General features: G+C 71.7%; 19 protein-coding genes. All 19 read right to left on the reverse strand.

Annotated elements, in window-relative coordinates; translation table 11 throughout:
* Nucleotides 1-3: 3 nt before the first annotated feature.
* The 19 genes from DY262_RS10045 to DY262_RS10135 all read right to left on the reverse strand — a co-directional run bounded on the left by DY262_RS10045 (nucleotide 4) and on the right by DY262_RS10135 (nucleotide 17,939).
* Entirely contained in the window at nucleotides 4-516 is a 513-nt protein-coding gene (locus DY262_RS10045; RefSeq protein WP_116958734.1) for a hypothetical protein, read from the reverse strand.
* A 103-nt stretch (nucleotides 517-619) separates the two neighbouring features.
* Entirely contained in the window at nucleotides 620-1,498 is an 879-nt protein-coding gene (locus tag DY262_RS10050; protein WP_116958735.1) for a sugar phosphate isomerase/epimerase family protein, read from the reverse strand.
* Nucleotides 1,498-2,682 (reverse strand): dihydrodipicolinate synthase family protein, encoded by a 1,185-nt coding sequence (locus tag DY262_RS10055; protein ID WP_116958736.1) that lies wholly within the window; start codon nucleotides 2,680-2,682, stop codon nucleotides 1,498-1,500. The genes DY262_RS10050 and DY262_RS10055 overlap by 1 nt, the downstream gene beginning before the upstream one ends.
* A 1-nt stretch (nucleotide 2,683) precedes the next feature.
* Complete coding sequence (locus tag DY262_RS10060; protein ID WP_116958737.1) at nucleotides 2,684-3,859, reverse strand: Gfo/Idh/MocA family protein; 1,176 nt, start codon at nucleotides 3,857-3,859, stop codon at nucleotides 2,684-2,686.
* Between the two features lie 38 nt (nucleotides 3,860-3,897).
* On the reverse strand, nucleotides 3,898-4,869 hold the full coding sequence (locus DY262_RS10065; RefSeq protein WP_116958738.1) for a tripartite tricarboxylate transporter substrate binding protein: 972 nt from the start codon (nucleotides 4,867-4,869) through the stop codon (nucleotides 3,898-3,900).
* A gap of 25 nt (nucleotides 4,870-4,894) precedes the next feature.
* Nucleotides 4,895-6,250: an enolase C-terminal domain-like protein gene (locus tag DY262_RS10070; protein WP_116958739.1), complete on the reverse strand. Its 1,356-nt coding sequence runs from the start codon at nucleotides 6,248-6,250 to the stop codon at nucleotides 4,895-4,897.
* The gene (locus DY262_RS10075; protein ID WP_116958830.1) at nucleotides 6,247-7,077 is read right to left on the reverse strand and encodes a sugar phosphate isomerase/epimerase family protein; all 831 of its coding nucleotides are present in this window, start codon (nucleotides 7,075-7,077) and stop codon (nucleotides 6,247-6,249) included. Before DY262_RS10075 ends, DY262_RS10070 begins: the two co-directional genes overlap by 4 nt.
* Nucleotides 7,074-8,573, reverse strand: a complete 1,500-nt coding sequence (locus DY262_RS10080) for a tripartite tricarboxylate transporter permease (protein WP_116958740.1) — start codon at nucleotides 8,571-8,573, stop codon at nucleotides 7,074-7,076. The genes DY262_RS10075 and DY262_RS10080 overlap by 4 nt, the downstream gene beginning before the upstream one ends.
* Before the next feature lie 12 nt (nucleotides 8,574-8,585).
* Entirely contained in the window at nucleotides 8,586-9,095 is a 510-nt protein-coding gene (locus DY262_RS10085; RefSeq protein ID WP_116958741.1) for a tripartite tricarboxylate transporter TctB family protein, read from the reverse strand.
* Nucleotides 9,096-9,113: 18 nt separating this feature from the next.
* Nucleotides 9,114-10,121 carry a Bug family tripartite tricarboxylate transporter substrate binding protein gene (locus DY262_RS10090; RefSeq protein WP_116958742.1) on the reverse strand — a complete coding sequence of 336 codons (1,008 nt, stop codon included), beginning with the start codon at nucleotides 10,119-10,121 and terminating at the stop codon, nucleotides 9,114-9,116.
* Nucleotides 10,122-10,208: 87 nt separating this feature from the next.
* Nucleotides 10,209-10,859, reverse strand: coding sequence for a TetR/AcrR family transcriptional regulator (locus DY262_RS10095; protein WP_116958743.1), 651 nt, complete (start codon nucleotides 10,857-10,859; stop codon nucleotides 10,209-10,211).
* A gap of 118 nt (nucleotides 10,860-10,977) precedes the next feature.
* The gene (locus DY262_RS10100; RefSeq protein ID WP_116958744.1) at nucleotides 10,978-11,376 is read right to left on the reverse strand and encodes a DUF4148 domain-containing protein; all 399 of its coding nucleotides are present in this window, start codon (nucleotides 11,374-11,376) and stop codon (nucleotides 10,978-10,980) included.
* Nucleotides 11,377-11,622: 246 nt separating this feature from the next.
* Nucleotides 11,623-12,372, reverse strand: a complete 750-nt coding sequence (locus tag DY262_RS10105; RefSeq protein ID WP_116958745.1) for an SDR family NAD(P)-dependent oxidoreductase — start codon at nucleotides 12,370-12,372, stop codon at nucleotides 11,623-11,625.
* Nucleotides 12,373-12,379: 7 nt separating this feature from the next.
* The gene (locus DY262_RS10110; protein WP_116958746.1) at nucleotides 12,380-12,883 is read right to left on the reverse strand and encodes a flavodoxin family protein; all 504 of its coding nucleotides are present in this window, start codon (nucleotides 12,881-12,883) and stop codon (nucleotides 12,380-12,382) included.
* A 12-nt stretch (nucleotides 12,884-12,895) separates the two neighbouring features.
* Entirely contained in the window at nucleotides 12,896-13,408 is a 513-nt protein-coding gene (locus DY262_RS10115; RefSeq protein WP_116958747.1) for a CBS domain-containing protein, read from the reverse strand.
* Nucleotides 13,409-13,551: 143 nt separating this feature from the next.
* A complete protein-coding gene (locus DY262_RS10120; protein WP_181936465.1) occupies nucleotides 13,552-14,337 on the reverse strand; it encodes a helix-turn-helix domain-containing protein in 786 nt (261 codons plus the stop codon).
* A 158-nt stretch (nucleotides 14,338-14,495) separates the two neighbouring features.
* Nucleotides 14,496-15,140: a LuxR C-terminal-related transcriptional regulator gene (locus DY262_RS10125; RefSeq protein WP_116958749.1), complete on the reverse strand. Its 645-nt coding sequence runs from the start codon at nucleotides 15,138-15,140 to the stop codon at nucleotides 14,496-14,498.
* A gap of 70 nt (nucleotides 15,141-15,210) precedes the next feature.
* Nucleotides 15,211-17,280 (reverse strand): PAS domain S-box protein, encoded by a 2,070-nt coding sequence (locus tag DY262_RS10130; protein WP_116958750.1) that lies wholly within the window; start codon nucleotides 17,278-17,280, stop codon nucleotides 15,211-15,213.
* Nucleotides 17,277-17,939 carry a phosphoribosyltransferase gene (locus DY262_RS10135; protein ID WP_116958751.1) on the reverse strand — a complete coding sequence of 221 codons (663 nt, stop codon included), beginning with the start codon at nucleotides 17,937-17,939 and terminating at the stop codon, nucleotides 17,277-17,279. The genes DY262_RS10130 and DY262_RS10135 overlap by 4 nt, the downstream gene beginning before the upstream one ends.
* Between the last annotated feature and the right edge of the window lies 1 nt (nucleotide 17,940).

Raw genomic sequence — 17,940 nt, forward strand, 5'->3', positions numbered from 1 at the left:
CCGTCACTGAGGCCGGTCGGTGCCGGCCTTCACCTGGGACAGCTTGCAGTCCTTCTTCAGGAACAGGTCGGCCAGGTGTTCGCTGCGCGCCTGCGTGCGCTCCAGGGCCTGCTCCGCGTTCATCTGCCGCGTGGTGGCCTGCATCATCTTGTCGACGCTGTCCTGCATGTCCGCCCGGCGCGCCTCGGCCGCGGCTTGCATGGCATAGCCCTGCACCTGCGCGCCGCCCGGGATCAGACCGAGCAGCCCGCCGCCGATGGCCGAGCCCATGCCGCCGCGCGCGCCGCTGGCCTGCTGCATCATCTGCTGCTGGATGTCCGCCATCGCCTGCTGCGCCTGCTGGGCATCGGCCCGCTGCGCCTCGCCGGCTTGCTCCAGTGCCTGGCTCTCCGCGTAGATCTGCGCGCAACTCAGTTCACCGTCGCTCAGCTTGCGCACGCTTTGCGCGCCGGCGACCACGGGGGCGAGGGCCAGCAGGCCATACAGGGACAAACGCGTGAACGGGGCGGGCGGCATGGGGTTCCTTCGTGCGGGGCGGGGCCGCGCGGGCGGCGATCCGGCCAGTGTCGGGCAGGCGCCAGCCGGCGGGAAGTGACCCAGGTCACACCGCGCCTGTGACTCAGACCACGCTGCGGTGCCGGGCGATGCAGGTTTGCAGCACCTCGTCGTGCCCGCGCTGCCACCAGTGGCCGGTGGAGAAAATTTCCACCTCGCTGAAGCCACCGAAGCCCTGGTCCTCCACCCAGCCGCGGATGCGCGGGATGTCGATCACGCCGTCGCCCATCATCCCGCGGTCGTTCAACAGGTCGGTGGTGGGCGTGAGCCAGTCGCACACATGGAAAGCCAGCAGGCGCTCGCGGCCCGCGCGTTCGATCTGCGCCTGCAGCTTGGGGTCCCACCACACGTGGTACACGTCCACCGCCACGCCGAGCGCACCGCTGCGCCCGGGGTCGAGCGTGTCGCACACGTCCAGGGCCTGCTCCAGGGTGTTGATGCAGGCGCGGTCGGCCGCGTACATGGGGTGCAGGGGCTCGATGGCCAGCGGCATGCCCTGGCCCTTGGCGTAGTGAAGCAGCTCGGCGATGCCCTCGCTCACCTGCTGGCGCGAGCGCGCGATGTCCTTGTGCGCGGCTTTGCCCGCCAGGGCGCCGGGCAGTGCGCCCACCACCAGCACCAGGCAGGGCGCGCCGAGCTCGCAGGCCTCGTCCACGGCGCGCCGGTTGTCGTCGCGCGCGGCGGCCAGGCCGGCCGGGTCCACGGCGGGGAACATGCCGCCCCGGCAATAGCCCGAGAGCTTCAGGCCCAGGGCCTTCACCTGCGCGGAGACGGCCTTCAGGCCGGCGGCCGCGACCTGGTCGCGCCACGGCGAGATGGCGGGGATGCCGTGGCGCGCCACGGCGTCCAGGATCTGCGGCAGCGGCAGGTCCTGGCCCTGGCTCTTGCGCACCGTCGCGGTGTTGATGGACAGCCAGCGGTGGTCGGTGGAGAAGTCGCGCATCACTCGATCCCGTGCAAGGCCAGCAGCGTCTTCATGCGCCGCGCCGCCAGCTCGGGCTGTTCGAGCAGGTTGGCCGCGTCGGCCAGGCGGAACAGCTCGGCCAGGTGCGGCAGCGAGCGCGTGCTCTGCTGGCCACCCACCATGCTGAAGTGGCTCTGGTGGCCGTTGAGCCAGGCCATGAAGACCACGCCCGTTTTGTAGAAGCGCGTGGGCGCCGCGAAGATGTGGCGCGACAGCGGCACCGTGGGGCCGAGGATGTCGTGGAACTGGCGGGTGTTGCCCCGCGCCAGCTCGCCCAGCGCGGCGCTGGCGGCGGGCGCGATGGCGTCGAAGATGCCCAGCAGCGCGTCGCTCTTGCCGTGGGTGGGCTCGCTGCCCCAGCCGTCGCCCGCGATGAGTTCGGCGTAGTTGAAGTCGTCGCCCGTGTACATGCGCACGCCGGCCGGCAGGCGGCGGCGCATGGCGATCTCCTTGTCCTTGTCGAGCAGCGAGATCTTGATGCCGTCCACCTTGCCGGCGTGCGCGGCGATGATGCCGAGCGCCGTGTCCATCGCGGCGTCCAGGTCCCTGGTGCCCCAGTAGCCGCTGAGCGCGGGGTCGAACATGTCGCCCAGCCAGTGCAGCACCACGGGCTGGCGCGCCTGGCTCAGCACGCGGCCGTAGACGCGCTCGTAGTCGGCCGGTCCCTTGGCCACGCGCGCCAGCGCGCGGCTGGCCATCACGATGAGGCGGCCGCCGAGCTTCTCGATCGCGGCCATCTGCTCCTCGTAGCCGGCGATGACCTCGTCGACCGTCTTCACGTTCTCCAGCACCAGGTGGTCGGTGCCGCAGCCCGAGGCCACCAGCGCGCCGGGGTGGTCCTTGGCGGCGTCGAGCGAGCGGCGGATGAGCTCCAGCGAGGTCGGCCAGTCCAGGCCCATGCCGCGCTGCGCAGTGTCCATGGCCTCGGCCACGCCCAGGCCCAGCGACCACAGGCGCTGGCGGTAGGCGATGGTGGCGTCCCAGTCGATGGCGCATTGCAGCCAGGGGTCGATGGCCGCGCGTGGGTCGGCCACCACATGCGCGGCCGAGTAGGCGATGCGGTTGAATGTCAGGCTCGGCGCGGGCTTCACCGGCGCGCTGCCGCGCAGGGTGTAGGCCTCGATCGCGCCCGAGGCGGTGGGCAGTGGCAGGGAGATCGCCATGTCAGACCTTCAGTGCCGGCACGTCGATCCAGCGGCGCTCGCTCCAGCTCGCCAGCGCGGCCTCCACCAGTTGCACGCCCTTGGCGCCTTCGGGCAGGGTCCATTGGTAGGGCGCGTCCTCCACCACGTGGCGGATGAAGTGCTCCCACTGGATCTTGAAGCCGTTGTCGTAGACCTGGGTGTCGGGCACGTCCTGCCACTGCTCGGCGAAGTTCATGGTCTGCTTGACGTCCGGGTTCCACACCGGGCGCGGCGTGTTCACGCGGCTCTGCGCCTTGCAGCCGGTCAGCGTGGCGACGGCGGACCCGTGGGTGCCATCGACGTGGAAGGTCACCAGGTCGTCGCGGTTGACGCGCGTGGCCCAGCTCATGTTGAGCTGCGCGATCACGGGCTCGCCGTTGTGGCCGGTGAGTTCGGCGGTGGCGTAGGCCGCGTCGTCGGCGGTGCACTCGTAGGGCTGGCCGGCCTCGTCCCAGCGCTGGGGGATGTGCGTGGTGCCGATGCAGGACACCGCCTTCACCTCGCCGAACAGGTTGTCCAGCACGTAGCGCCAGTGGCACATCATGTCGAGGATCATGCCGCCGCCGTCTTCCTTGCGGTAGTTCCAGCTCGGGCGCTGGATGGGCTGCAGGTCGCCCTCGAACACCCAGTAGCCGAACTCCAGGCGCACGCTGAGCATGCGGCCGAAGAAGCCGGCGCGGCGCAGCATGTCGAGCTTGCGCAGGCCGGGCAGGAAGAGCTTGTCCTGCACGGCGCCGTGCTTGAGGCCCCGCTTCTGGCTGGCCTCCTGCGCCAGGCGCGCGATCTCCACCGCCTCGTTCAGGTTGGTGGCGATGGGTTTCTCGCAGTAGACGTGCTTGCCCGCACGGATGGCCTTGGCCAGCAGTGTGGGGCGCATCTGGGTGGTGCCGGCGTCGAAGAACACCGTGTCGGCCGGGTTGGCCAGTGCGGCGTCGAGGTCGGTGCCCCAGCGCGCGATGCCGTGCGCCTTGGCCAGGGCCTCGATCTTCTCGGCGTTGCGGCCGATGAGGATGGGGTCGGGCATCACGCGCTCGCCGTTGCTCAGGACGACGCCGCCCTGGGCGCGGATGGCGCAGATCGAGCGGATGAGGTGTTGGTTCATGCCCATGCGCCCGGTCACGCCGTGCATGATGAGGCCGAGTGTCTTGACTGCCATGTGAAGGTCCTTGCTGGTGCTGTCGTCGTGCGGGGGATTCAGTTGCCGACCTGCAGGCCGGCGGCCTTGACCAGGGCCGCGTTGGCCTTGATCTCGTCCTTGATGTAAGCGTCGAACTGCTCGGGCTTGAGCGTCCAGGCGTCGGCGCCGAGCTTGAGGAAGCGCTCCTTCACCTCGGGCGTGGCCAGGGCCTTCACCACCTCGTCGTGCAGGCGGTTGACGATGTCGCGCGGCGTCTTGGCCGGCGCCATCATCCCGATCCAGAAGTTGAACTCGGAGCCGGGCACGCCGGCCTCGGCGGTGGTGGGCACCTCGGGCAGGGCGCTGGCGCGGCGCGGCGAGCCCACGGCCAGGGCGAGCAACTGGCCGTCCTTGATCTGGCCGATGACGGGCGCGATGGGCGAGAAGTAGTAGTCCACGCGGCCCGCGATGACCTCGGTCACGGCCTCGGCCGAGCCTTTGAACGGGATGTTCACCGCGTCGATCTGCGCGGCCATCTTGAACTTCTCGGCGTTCAGGTGCGTGGCGCTGCCCTGGCCGGCCGAGGCGAAGTTCATCTTGCCGGGGTGGGCCTTGGCGTGGGCCACGAGCTGGGGCAGGGTCTTGAGGTTCTTGCTGGGCGCGATCACCAGCACGTTGGGTGTGGAGGAGATCGGTGTGACCCCGGCGAAGTCGTTCGCGGTGTCGAAGGAGAGTTTCGCGAAGGTGGAGGGGCTCACCGTGTGCGAGGACGAGTGGATCATGATGGTGTAGCCATCGGGCGCGGCCGTGGCCACCGCGGCCTGGCCGATGGTGCCGCTGGCGCCGCCGCGGTTGTCCACGATCACCGGCTGGCCCATGCTCTGGCTCATCTTGTCGGTGATGGCGCGGGCGATGATGTCCGTGGTGCTGCCGGCCGCGAACGGCACGATCACGCGGATCGCCTTGTTCGGGTAGCCGCCCTGCGCGGCGGCGGGCAGACCCAGGGCCAGGGAGGACACGGCCAGGGCCGCGGCGAAGAGGGATTTCATGGGTCTCCTTGGGGGATGGGGAAAGTCAGTCGATGGCCTTCAGGCTGTGCCACAGCGGCGCCGCCGCGCTGGCGAAGCCCGGTGTGTGCAGCGAGCGCAGGTCCAGCCGGCCCTCGCGCACGGCCAGGCGCGGCCGGCCGCCGCCGTTGTCGTAGAAGCCCGCGTGGGCGCTGGCGAAAGCCTGGGCCTCCTCGGCGGGCGCGCTGCCGAAGCCGTCCACGTAGTGGTGGCCGTTGCGTTCGATGTGGCGCACACCCAGGCTGGCGGCGAGCAGCGTGTCCTGCTGCACCGCCAGGCCGGCCTGGCAGGTGAGGTCCTCGCCCGACAGCAGCAGGCGCGGGTCCTGCGCGATGCGCCGCGCGTTGCGCAGCGAGCGGTAGATGCCTTTGCAGGCCTTGCTCGAAATGCCGCGGTAGCCCAGGGCCAGGCCCTCGTCGAGCGCGTGGGCGTGGTCGTCGGACTCGTCGAGGATCACGGGGACGTCGATGCCCAGCGGCGCGATGGGTTCTCGCAGCGCCACGGCGCGCGCCAGCGGCTGCTCCAGCAGCAGGGTGCGCCGCAGCAGTTCGGCCAGCGCGGGCGTGGCGCGCAGCGCCTGCCAGTAGGCGCCCAGGCTGGCGGCGTCGGCGAAGGTTTCGTTGCCGTCCAGCGTGACGCGGTGCTCGGGCGCGTGCGCGCGCAGCACGGCGGCGATGCGCGAGAGGCGGTCCACGTCGGCCTCGACGCGTCCGCTGAGCTTGAGCTTGAAGTGGTGCAGGCCCTGGCGGCGGATGGCGGCTTCCAATGTGGCGGGCAGCCCATCGCCGGGGTCGCTGCCGGGGTCGTCGTCGTTGAGGCGGTCGGCCAGGCCCACGGTGTGGCGCAGCACCACCGCGTCGGGGTGGGCGATCGTGAGGCCCGCGCTCCAGGGATCGCCCAGCGCGCCGGCGCGCAGGCCGTCCACCCACGAGAGGCCGGCCGCGCGCAGGGCCGCGTCGGCCACGGCCTTGTCCAGCAGCGCGGCGCCGAACTGCGCGGCCAGGCGCGGCAGGCCGCGCGCCACCGACACGGCGATGGCCGATTCGCCACCCGACTGCGAGTGCGCGAAGGGCGTGAGTGGATCGCGCTGGGCCAGCAGCGCCTCGCGCGCGTTGCGCAGCGACTCGCGCAGCTGCTCGAAGTTCTGTTCGTGCGTGAGCGCGGGCGACTTGTCGAACCACTTGGGCACCATCAGCTCGGCGCCGGCGCCCTCCACGCGGCGGCCCTGGGCCTCGGCGTGCACGCGCACGAAGGCCTGCGGGCATTGCGTGACGGTGGCCGCGCCGAAGCGAAAGGGCAGGCGCAGCGTGACGTGGCGCTCGTACAGATCGATGGCGTGCAGGCGAAGGTTCACGCCGCTCATGTCAGGCCTTTCCAGAGTTGGTGCACGTGCCGCGCGCTGGCCTCGGCGCAGCCCGGGCCGTCGGGGACGCAGTCGAAGGGTTCCACCGCCACCCAGCCGGCGTAGGCGCTGTCCTTGAGCACCTGCAGCACGGGGCGCTGGTCGGTGTCGCCCTGGCCGGGGCCGCGCCGGTTGTGGTCATTGAGCTGCACGTGCGCGATGTGCCCGCTGGCCAGGAAGCGGCGCAGCACCTCGTGCACAGGCTCGCTCTCGCTGTGCGAGGCCGCGCTCACGTCGAGCATGGTGCGCAGCGCGGGCGAGCCGACGCGGTCGACCAGGTCGGCGGCCTCCGCCACGGTATTGATCACCGGTGTCTCAAAGCGGCCCAGGGGCTCCACGCAGTAGGTGACACCGGCCGCGGCGGCGTGCGGCGCGAGCTCGGCCAGCGCGGCCTCGAAGCGCGCGAGCGCGTCGGCCACGCTCTGCCCCGGGCCGGGCGAGCGCTGGCGCGGCGAGCCGTGCACCAGCACGCGCGCGCCGCAGGCGGCGGCCAGGTCGATCAGCTGGCGCAGCAGGTCCAGCGTGCGCCGGCGCTGCGCGGCGTCATCGCTCACCAGCGACAGGCCCTCGGGCCGCACCAGCAGCCAGTGCAGGCTGCTGATGGCCAGGCCCTGTTGTTGCGCCGTGTCGCGCCAGCGGCGCGCATCGGCGGCGCGCAGCGTGGAGGGGTCGTCGGCCAGGGTGAAGGGCGCGAGTTCCAGCGCCGCGTAGCCCCAGCGCGCGGCGGCCTCGCACTGCGCGGCCAGCGGCAGCGGGAGCAGCACCTCGTTGCACAGCGAGAGCTTCATGCCGGCGCGCGCCCCGCGCGGGAGGGGCGGACCAAGGACCACACCCGCCAGGCGATGGTGGCGAAGATCAGCGCCGCCACGGCGGCGGCGATGGGCCGGGTGAAAAAGGGCGTGAGGTCGCCGTCGGAGAGGATCAGCGCGCGGCGCAGGTTCTTCTCCAGCAGGTCGCCCAGCACGATGCCCAGCACCAGCGGCGCCATGGGGTAGCCATGGTGGCGCAGGGCGAAGCCGATCAGGCCGAAGGCCAGCATCACGTAGATGTCGAACAGCCGGCCCGCGATGGCGAAGCTGCCGACCGCGCAGAGCACGAAGATGATGGGCACGATCAGGTGCTGGGGCACGCGCAGCACCTGCACCAGGGCCTTGGTGAGCACCAGGCCGTAGATCAGGATGCCGATGGTGGCGAACAGCATCATGGCCACCACGTCGTACACGAACTGCGGGCTCTCCACCATGATCATCGGTCCCGGCTTGACGCCGTGGATGATCATCGCGGCCATCAGCACGGCCGCCGGCGCCGAGCCCGGAATGGCCAGCGTGAGCACCGGGATCATCGCGCCCGGCACGCAGGCGTTGTCGCCGGTCTCCGCGGCCATGAGGCCTTCCACCGAGCCCTTGCCGAACTTCTCTTTTTCCTGGCTGGCGCGCTTGGCGGCGGCGTAGGACGACCAGGCCGCCACGTCCTCGCCCACGCCCGGCACGATGCCCACGCCGGTGCCGATGAGGCCCGAGCGCAGGATGGTGCGCCAGTACTGGAAGACGTCGCGCAGCTTGGGGATGACGGTGTCGAAGGCGCTGATGGTCACCGGCGCCTGGCGCGCGCGCATGCTGGTGAGCAGCTCGGCGAAGCCGAAGGCGCCGACCAGGGCGGGCACCAGCTGGATGCCGCCGGCCAGGTCGCGCAGGCCCCAGGCGAAGCGCTCGTAGCCGTACTGCGGCTCTTGCCCGATGGTGGCCACGAACAGGCCGGCGATGCCGGCGATCCAGCCCTTGAGCGGGTCGTCGCCGGTGAGCGTGCCGGCGATGATGACGCCGAACAGCGCGAGCCAGAAGAATTCGTAGGCGCCGAACTTCAGCGCCAGTCCGCCCAGCACCGGCGTGAGCGTGGCGAGGAAGAACATGCCGATCAGCGTGCCCATCACCGAGCCGGTGGTGGCGATGCCCATGGCGCGGCCGGCCAGGCCCTGGCGGGCCAGGGTGTAGCCGTCCAGGCAGGACGCGGCCGAGGCCGGCGTGCCCGGGATGTTGAGCAGGATGGCCGAACGCGAGCCGCCGTAGATGGAGCCCACGTAGGTGCAGATCAGGATCAGCAGCGCCTGCGAGGGCGGCAGCTTGAGCGTGAGCGTGGTCATGAGCGCCAGCGCCATGGTGGCCGTGAGGCCGGGCAGGGCGCCCATCACCACGCCCACCAGCGAGGCCAGCAGGGCCAGGCCGACCGTCGAGGGCGAGGAGAAGTTGGCGATGGATTGGCCGAACAGGAGCAGACCGTCGAACATGGTGCGGGGGGCTCAGGGAAGGCGAACCAGGAAGATGGACTGGAACACCCAGGTGACCACGGCCGAGGTGAGCGCGCCGGCCAGCAGCGCCACCGCCAGGCGGCGCGCGGGGCGCTGTTCGGGCGGCGCGTACAGCGCCACGAAGGCCGCGACGAAGGCCGCCGTGGCCAGCCAGAACGGCAGGCGCCCGATCAGCACCGCCGCGTAGGCCAGCGTCAGCGCCAGCGTGGCGGCGATGCGGCGGTTGATCAGCGGCGCCGGGCCGGGGTCGGCCTCAGGGGCAGCGCCCGCGCGGGCGGCGTGGCGCCGGCGCATCCAGCCGCGCAGCATCAGCACCGCGCCCAGCAGCACCAGCGCGCCGCCCAGCAGGGCCGGGACGAAGCCCGGCATGGCGTAGAGCTGCGCGCCCATGGACTCGAAGCGCTCCATGCGCCAGGAGCCGATCAGGATCAGCAGGCCAAAGCCCACCCAGCCCGCCCCGCCCCGCAGATCGGAGCGGGCGGCGGTTCCACCCTCGGTCATGTGGGACCCCGCGGTGCGTCAGGGCTTGGGAATGCCCACGGTGTCGGGCGACACCTTGGCCTTGCCGGCGGCCTGCTGCGTCCAGGCGTAGGCCTGAACCGCGGGGAACACGGCCTTCTGCGCTTCCTCGCCCGCCATCGGCGCGAACATGGCGCCGCGCGACTGCGCGTACTTCCTCAGCGCCTCGCTTTTGCTCATCTCGGTGGCCCAGAGGCGGTTGAGCGTCTGCGCCACCTCGGGCGGCGCGGCCTTGGGCACGAAGACGCCGAAGTAGTTGATCGGGTCCTTGAAGCCCGGGACGAACTGCGACAGCGGCGGGATGGTGCCGAAGCCCTCGATCTCGATCGACTTGTCGCCCACCACCGCGAGCGGGCGGATTTTTTTGGCGCGGATCATGTCGGTCTGCTCGGCCGCGAGCTGCGTGGTCACCTGCGTCTCACCCGAGGCGGCGGCCACCGCCGCCGGCGCGCCGCCGTCGTAGGTGACGTGCTTGTAGGTGACGCCGGCCGCGCGCGACAGCGCCTCGATCGCCGAGTGGCCGCTGGAGTTCACGCCCGCCGTGGCCACCGAGACCGTGCCTGGGTTGGCCTTCATGGCCTTGAGCAGGTCGTCCATGGTCTTGTATGGCGTGTCCGCGTTGACGCCGACCACCGCGATGTGCGCCACGTTGAGGTACAGGTTCCAGTCGCTGATGGAGGTGTCCAGCATGCCCAGCACCTTGTAGGTGCCCAGGTCCTTGGCGCCACCGGCCGTCCAGGTGTAGCCGTCGGCCGGCGCGGCCAGCGCGTTCTTGGTGCCCACCGAGCCCGAGGCGCCCGGCTGGTTGAGGATGACGATCTTCTGGCCCAGGTGCTTTTCCAGTTCGGCCGCGGTCACGCGCGTGACCTGGTCGGTGGAGCCGCCGGGTGCCCAGGGCACGATCAGCGTGATCGGGCGGTCGGGCTTCCATTGGGCGAAGGCGCCGCCGGCGGCGGCGGCGAGCAGAGAGGCGACGAGCAACTGGCGCAGCGGCCGGGCGGTGGTCATGCGATGTCTCCTGGAGGGGGGGGGGGTTAATTCACCGAACGGTTAATGCTAGGAACCGCTCCCCTCGCCGTCAAGGCGCCCGCCGGCTCAGCCTCTCAGGACATACCCTAGGATCACGTCGCACATGTGCGAGAGCCGTTCGTTGAGGGCCTTGGGGGCCATCAGGTCGCGCCCGAAGATGGCCGACAGCGTGTGGTTGTTCGACAGGTAGAAGTACGCCAGCCCGGCGATCGACACGTAGAGCTGCACCGGGTCGATGCCGCCGCGAAAGCTGCCGTCGGCCTGGCCGCGCTCGATGATGTCCTGCAGCATGAGCACCAGCGGCGAGTTCAGTTCGCGGGCCCGCTCGGACTGCGCCAGGTGCCGCGCCTTGTGCAGGTTGGCGCTGTTGAGCAGGGTGAGGAACTCGGGGTGCTCAAGGTAGTAGTGCCAGGTGAACTCCACCAGGCGGCGCAGCGCGGTTTCGGGCTTGAGGTGCAGCAGGTTGAGCTTGTGCTCTTCCTCGCGGATGTGGTGGTAGGTCTGTTCCAGCACCGCCTGGAACAGGCGTTCCTTGTCCTCGAAGTAGTAGTAGATGAGCCGCTTGTTCAGGCCCGCGCGCTCGGCGATGCGGTCCATGCGCGCGCCGCCCAGCCCGTGTTCGGAGAACTCGTCGCGCGCGGCCTTGAGGATGGTGGCCTGCGATCGGTCGGCGTCGCGCAGGCGCTCTTCGGGGGCCGCTGGGGAGGGCTTGTTCACGCGCTTTAATTCTCTAATGAGTTAATTAAGTCCAGTATCGCAGATCGGATTCTGCGGGACCGCGCGGGCGCAAAAGAAAACGGCCCCGCAGGGCCGTTGTCGTGGAGGCGCTGGCCGCTCAGTTCGCGGTCACGGCGGGCTGGCCCGATTGCACCAGCTTGTCGCCGGTCGCGGCGCGCAGGCCGGCGGTGCGGATCTGCTCGACCTGGGCGGGCGTGGCCACCGGCAGGATCTCGCCGCTGGCGATCAGGCCCAGGCGGCGGGCTTCGATGGCTTCGGCGCGAACCTGCGCACGGCTCAGTCCGCTGTCGGCCAGGGTTTCCTGCACGGGGACGATCTCGCCGCGGGCGACCAGGCCGGCCTGGTTGGCTTGCACGGCCTGGGCCTGCACTTCGGCGCGGCTCAGGGTGGATTGGAAGTTGAAGACTTCGTTGCCTTCGATGGGGCCTTCGGCGAAGGCGGCACCGGCGCCCAGGGCGAGGGCGATGGAGAGGGCGAGGTTTTGAGCGGTTTTCATGGCAATTCCTTGAAGAGGGTTGGTTGTTGGTGGTGTTTGTCTGTCAATGCCGTTTTCTGTTTGGCATGGGTGTACTCTAGGGTTTTCCCTTAATTGGAAAAACCACCCCCGGGGCAACGCAGCGTTTCTGTTTCCGCAACGGTGCGGGCCGCGCCCGCCCCGTGATGTCCCTTGACACCCGTCAAGCCCCCGCCGCCGCGCCCGGCCTACGGTGCGCGCATGGTCCTGCCGCCCGCTCGCGCGCGCTCAGCGCGCGAGGTAGCCGCCGTCCACGGGGTAGTAGGCGCCCGTGACGAAGGACGCCGCGGGGCCGCTGAGCCAGAGCACCAGCTCGGCGACCTCCTCGGGCCGGCCCAGGCGCCCCATGGGGTGCAGCGCCACGAGCTGCGCGACCGAGGCGGGGTCGTCTTCCAGGCGCGCGATCATGGGCGTGTGGATGAAGCCCGGGCCGACCGCGTTGAGCCGTATGCCTTGCGCGCCGTACTCCAGCGCGGCCGCCTGCGTGAGCCCCACCACGCCGTGCTTGGCCGCGGTGTAGGCGGGCGCGTTGGCGAAGCCCACCGCGCCCAGGATGGAGGCGATGTTGACGATGGCGCCACCGCCGCCCTTGAGCATGGCCGGGATCTGGGCGCGCAGGCCATGGAATACGCCCGAGAGGTTGATGGCGATCACGCGGTCCCAGGCCTCCAGCGGGTAGTCGGCGGTGGGCGCCAGTTCCCCGCCGATGCCCGCGTTGTTGCAGGCGATGTCGAGGCGGCCGAATTGCTTGAGGCAGCGCTGCACCAGTCGCTCGTGGTCGCGGGGCTTGGCGACGTCGGCGGCGACGAAGAGGGCCTGGCCGCCGCGCTCGCGCACCTGCGCCACCGTGGCCTGCCCGCCGTCGGCGTCGGTGTCGGACACCACCACGCGCGCGCCTTCGCGCGCGTAGGCCAGGGCGATGGCGCGGCCGATGCCCGAGGCGGCGCCGGTCACCAGGGCGGTCTTGTCGTTCAGCATGGCCGCTTCAGCCCATCGCCGCGCTCAGGCGAGCGGTCGTGTGTCCGGGGCGCAGCCGCTCGCCCATGTCGAGCAGGCGCGTGGTGCCGCTGCCCGTTTCCACCTCGCGCGTGGTCAGCGCCAGCGTCGCCACCGGTGGCTTGCCGGTGAGCCGCTGGACCTCGGCGAAGGCGTTGGAGGCGCCGGCCGAGCCCATGGTCACGACCACGGCCACGCGGCGCAGGCGGTGTTCGTGCAGAAAGCTGCGCATCGGCCCCGCCAGGCGGTACATCCAGATGGGTGCCACCAGCACCACGGTGCGGAAGTCCTCGGGTCGGGGCCCCGCGTAGCGGATGCGCGGCCGCCGGCTCAGCAGGGAGTCCAGTACGCAGCGCCAGCTGCCGCTGGCGCCGGCGCGCCGGTGCAGGTCATCCACCTGGCCCAATGGCCAGCCGTGGTGCGAGGCGAGCAGCTGCGCCGCGCGGCGCGATACGCCGGTGTACGAGTAGTGGACGACGAGAATGCTGTCCATGTTGCCCTGGCCTCAGTGCGTGGCCGCCGTGCCGAAGTAGGGGTACACCGGCCGCTGTCCCTGGGGTGGCAACGGGGTCTGGCGGTCCTGGTGTTCGTGGGCGAGGCCCTTGCGCAGCGCGCCGGCGAGCAGCCGCAGTTCCTCGGCCACGGCGGCGAACAGGTCGTCGATGGAGAGCACGCCGACCACGCCGCCGTCCTCGTCGACCACCAGCAGCCGGCGCACACCGGCCTGCTCCATGGCGCTGGCCGCTTCGTGCACGTCGGCCGTGCCGCGCACCGCGACCGGCGGTGACTTGGCGAGGTGGCCGATGCGCAGGTCGGCGCCCGCCGCGCTGGAGCGCGCCAGGGCGTCGATCACGATGTCGCGGTCGGTCACCACGCCCACCACCTGGGGCGGGTTCTCGCCGGTGACCACCAGCAAGGCGCCGACGTGTTCGTCGAACATGCGGTGGGCGGCTTCGTTGAGGGGGGCGTTGGCGTCGATGGCCACGGCGGCGCGTTGGCACAGGCTGGCGATGTTCATGGGCTTCTCCGGTGAGGTCCTGGGGGCCGCAGGGCGCGGCAACGGGACCCATCTTGGAACGCCGGGCCAGCGCCAGGATGATGCGCGTCAAGTCGCGCGCGTGCGGCGCCGCCGCCGGTCCGACCGGGGGCCGTGGACGCGGGCTAGACCGAGTCGGCGTAGCTCGCGCGCAGGCCCTCGGGGTCGATGATTTCGATCTGGCGGCGGCGCACCGTGACGAAGCCCTGGCGCGCCAGCGAGGACAGGCAGCGGCTCACGGTCTCCAGCGTGGCGCCGAGGTAACTGCCGATCTCTTCGCGCGTCATGCGCAGCTGGAAGGCGCTCGCGGAATAGCCGCGCGCGTGCAAGCGCTCCGACAGGTTGAGCAGGAAGGTCGCCACGCGCTCCTCGGAGCGCGTGCTGGCAATCAGCGCGGCCACGTGGCGCTCGCGCACCAGCTCGGCGCTCAGCGTGCTGGTGAGGTGGTGCAGCACCGAGCGGCTCTCGCCCGCGGCCTCGCTCAGTTCCGCATAAGGCAACACGCAGACCTCGGCGTCCTCGATGGCGCGCACCGTGGTGGGGTGCTTGCCGGTGGCCAGGCCGTCGAAGCCGAACAGCTCGCCGGGCAGGTGGAAGGACATGACCTGCTCGCGCCCATCGCGCAGGCTCGCCACCGACTTGAAGGAGCCGTAGCGCACCGCGTAGATGAACTCGCAGCGCTCGCCGTCGCGGAACACGCTCTGGCCCTTGCGCAGGCGGCGCCTGGCGATCGGCGCGCGTTCCAGCGAGGTGTGCGTGCCCGGCTCCAGCCACGAGGGCAGGCAGACGTGCCGCACCAGGCAGGTGTCGCAGGTGCTGTGGCCGGGCGTGGCGGCCAGCGACGGGGCCGCGGGCAGGGGCAGCGACGAATCGACGAAGTGGATGGGCTGGACAGCGGCTTGAAGTTCCATGCGGGGCTCCTGGCGGGGGCGTCGGGGTGGGCCGGGCGAGTGGTCCGACGGTGGGACATGCGCGTCGGCCGGCGCGCGCCATGCCATGTTCAGTGGCCGGCCGCCGGCCTGGATAGGTACCTGTACCTAGGCGGCCAACCGCTGGTGCGCCGGGGCCTTCAGGTGCGCCGCATGCCGGAGGCGATCACCGCCGCGGCGCTGCGCAGGCCCAGCTTGCGTTTGATGTTGGCGCGGTGGATGTCGACCGTGCGCGCGCTCAGGCCCAGGGCGCAGGCGATCTCCTTGGTGGCTTTGCCCTGGTGCACCAGGTCCAGCACTTCGCGTTCTCGCAACGTCAGTGAATGCTCACCGTCTGTTGCCTCCGTCGTGTCCGGGCGGTGGCGTTTGAGCGTGCGGCTGAGCAGCCGCGCGTTCAGCCGCGGGCTCATCCACAGCTCGCCTTTGAGCGCCGCCAGCGCGGCCGGCACGATCTCGGCGGAGGCGCGCTCCTTCATCAGGTAGCCGCTGGCGCCCAGGGCCATCACCGGCTCGCCGTAGAGCATTTCGTCGTGCATGCTGAGCACCAGCGTGGCGCGCGGCCCCTGGGCCGCCAGCACCGCTCGCACGGTGGCCAGTCCGCTGGAGTCGCCCGTGCCCATGTCGGTGATCACCAGCGCGGGCTGGTGGCGTTCGATCAGGGCCAGGCCGTCGCGCAGGCTGGCCGCGCTGCCCAGCAGGCGCAGGTGGGGGCTGCCGGCGATCAGCGTCTCCAGGCCGAGGCGAACGATGTCGTGGTCGTCGATGACGATGACGGTGTTGTCCATGGAGAACCCGTTCCGATGGAGCGGAAGGCGGCACCTTATGCCCAGCCGCCGCGCGCGCCCCTGATGAAGATCAAAGTTCGTCGGGGGGTTCCGACCAGCGGAGCACCACCTCGCAGCCGCCGCTGCGCCGGTTGCGCAGCGCCAGCCGTCCCTGCAGCGCCCGCGCGCGTGCCTGCATGGACTTCAGGCCCATGCCGGGGTGCGAGGGGTGTACCAGGCTCAGGTCGCAGCCCTTGCCGTCGTCGCGCACCGTCAGGCCGCACAGCGCGCCGGCGCGCGCCAGGTGCACGGTGATGCGGCGCGCCTGGCCGTGGCGAACCGCGTTGGTGACGGCTTCCTGCACCACGCGGTAGACGTGGCCCGCGCTCTCGGCGCGGACGTCGCTGAAGTCGCCGCGCGCGCGCAGCGTGCATTCGATGCCCATGAGCGCGGCGGCGTCGAGCAGGTACTGCTCCAGCGCCTGTTGCAGCGCGCCAGCCTCGCTGCCCGCGGGCACGATGCCGCGCGAGAGCTGGCGCAGCCGCTCGGCCACCAGCTGCACCTGTTCGCGCGACTTCTCCAGCAGCGCGCCCACCAGCGCGGGGTCGTTGCGCCGCGCCGCCGCCGCTTCCAGCAGCAGCGAGACGCCCGCCACCGCGGAGCCCACGGCGTCGTGCAGTTCGCGCCCGATCTGATCCTGGCGGGCGTCCATCTCCCGCAGCAGCATGCGCTCGAAGCGCTGGCTCACCTCCTGCACCTCCTGGTGGGCGGCCAGCAGCGAGGCCTGGAACTGCTCGCGCTCGGTGACGTCGCGCACCGTCACCGAGAGCAGTCGCTCGCCGTCGGCGCGGGGAATCAGGGCCACCGAAAACTCGGCCGCAAAGACGTCGCCCCCCAGCCGCACGCAGTGCCCTGAGACGACGCCGTCGGGTCCGCGCACCGTGCCGCTCAGCACCTTCGCGATCTCCCCCTGGCAGTCCCGCCAGCTCAGCGGCGTGAACAAGGGTTCCAGGCCGCGGCCCAGGATCTGTTCCGGCGTGTGGCCGAAGAGCGCGCGCGCGGCCGGGTTGAAGGCGCGCACGCGGTTCGTTTCGTCGATCAGCAGGGTGGCGATGGGCGCGGCCTGCAGCATGCCCTCCAGGCGCTGCTCGCCCCGCAGACGGCCTGTTTCGGCGGCCTCGGTGGCCGTGCGCATGCCGTTCAGTGCGGCCGTCAGGCGCCGGCGAACCAGCCAGGCGCCCGCCAGCCCGGCGGCGATCACCAGCCCCATGGGCACGCCCAGGAGCAGCAGGCTTTGCCGGGTCGGCGCGTTGAAGGTCTCGGCGGGCATGCTGACCACCGCCGTCCAGTGCGTGGCCGGTGAGGTCCAGTACGACACCGCCCGGGGCGCGCCGTCCGCGTCGTCGATGCGGAAGCTGCCATAGCCCTCGCGGGCCAGGCGGTCCTGCAGCGCCAGGCCGATGCGCTCGCCTGCCGGTGCCGGCTCCGCTGGTCCGCGCACCAGGTAGCGGCCGCTGTTGTCGACGATGGCCGCTTGCCAGCGCGCTGGCAGCAGCGGGGCCTCGATCAGCGGGTACAGCCGCGACAGTTCGATCACGGCCTGCAGGGCCAGGACCTCGCCATTGGCGCGGATCACCGGCACACCGATGCCCACCACCGGTGTGTCGCGCCCGGGCCAGCTCGTCACGTCGACCACGCCGGTGCGGGCCATGCGGGCCACCTCGGCAAAGGCGGGCGGCGCGGTGCGTGGCGGCTCGGCCCCCGCCAGCGGCGGACTGCTGAGCAGCGCCTGTCCATTGGCGCGCACCAGCACGATGGCGTCGACCTCCAGGTCGCTCGCCAGGGCGGTGGCGGCGCGCTGGAAGTCGCGCAGGTCCTGGCCCTCGGCCGGCAATTGCTGGGCCAGGCGCTGCAGTGCGCCCTGCACATGGACGACATGCGCGTTCACGCGGTGCGACAGGGCCACGGTCCGCGTCATCAGGTGCTGCCCGGTCTCCACCTGCTCGCGATCGATCGCCAGCCAGGCCGCCACCCCGAACAGCAGCAGCGCGGGCAGCTGCAGGGCCAGCAGCATCCACAGCAGCAGCCAGCGCAGCCGGGGAGGGCCGGGAGGCGGCCCGGCCGCCGCCTCTGCGGAGGGGGCGCTCAGCGCCTGCATCATGGCGGCGTGCCCGCTCCCCCGGGCGCCGCGGGGTCCGCCGCGGCGCGCAGCGCGCGCACCACCTCGGCGTCCTCCACCTGCGGAAAGTGGGCGTAGAACTGGCCCACGGCCTGGAAATCGGCGGGCGTGAGCAGGCACACCAGTTCGTCGGCCGCCGGGCGCACCAGCGCCACGCTCTCGCGCGAGCCCACGGGCACGGCGCACACCAGGTGCGCGGGCGCGCGCTGGCGCACCGCGTGCAGCGCGGCGAGCATGGTCGCGCCCGTGGCCAGGCCGTCGTCGACCACGATCACCGTGCGCCCGCGCGCCGATGCGGCGGCGCGCCCCGGCGTGTAGGCGGCGCGGCGCCGCGCGATCTCGGCGAGCTGTTCGCGCCGCACGCGCGCGAGGTAGTCCGCGTCCGCGCCCGCCAGGTTGGCGTGCGGGGCCACGTAGACCCAGCCCGATTCGTCCACCGAGCCCACCGCGAATTCGTTGGAGTAGGGCGCCGGCAGCTTGCGAACGAGCACGATGTCGAGCTCGCCACCGAGCGTCTGGGCCAGGTGCGCCGCCATGGGCACCGCGCCGCGTGGGATGGCGAGCACCAGCGGGTGGCTGCCGCGGTGGTGGGCCAGCGCGGCAGCGAGCTGGCGGGCGGCGTCTAGGCGGTCATGGAACATG

This window comes from Hydrogenophaga borbori, from assembly GCF_003417535.1.
GTDB classification, from domain to species: Bacteria; Pseudomonadota; Gammaproteobacteria; order Burkholderiales; family Burkholderiaceae_C; genus Hydrogenophaga; species Hydrogenophaga borbori.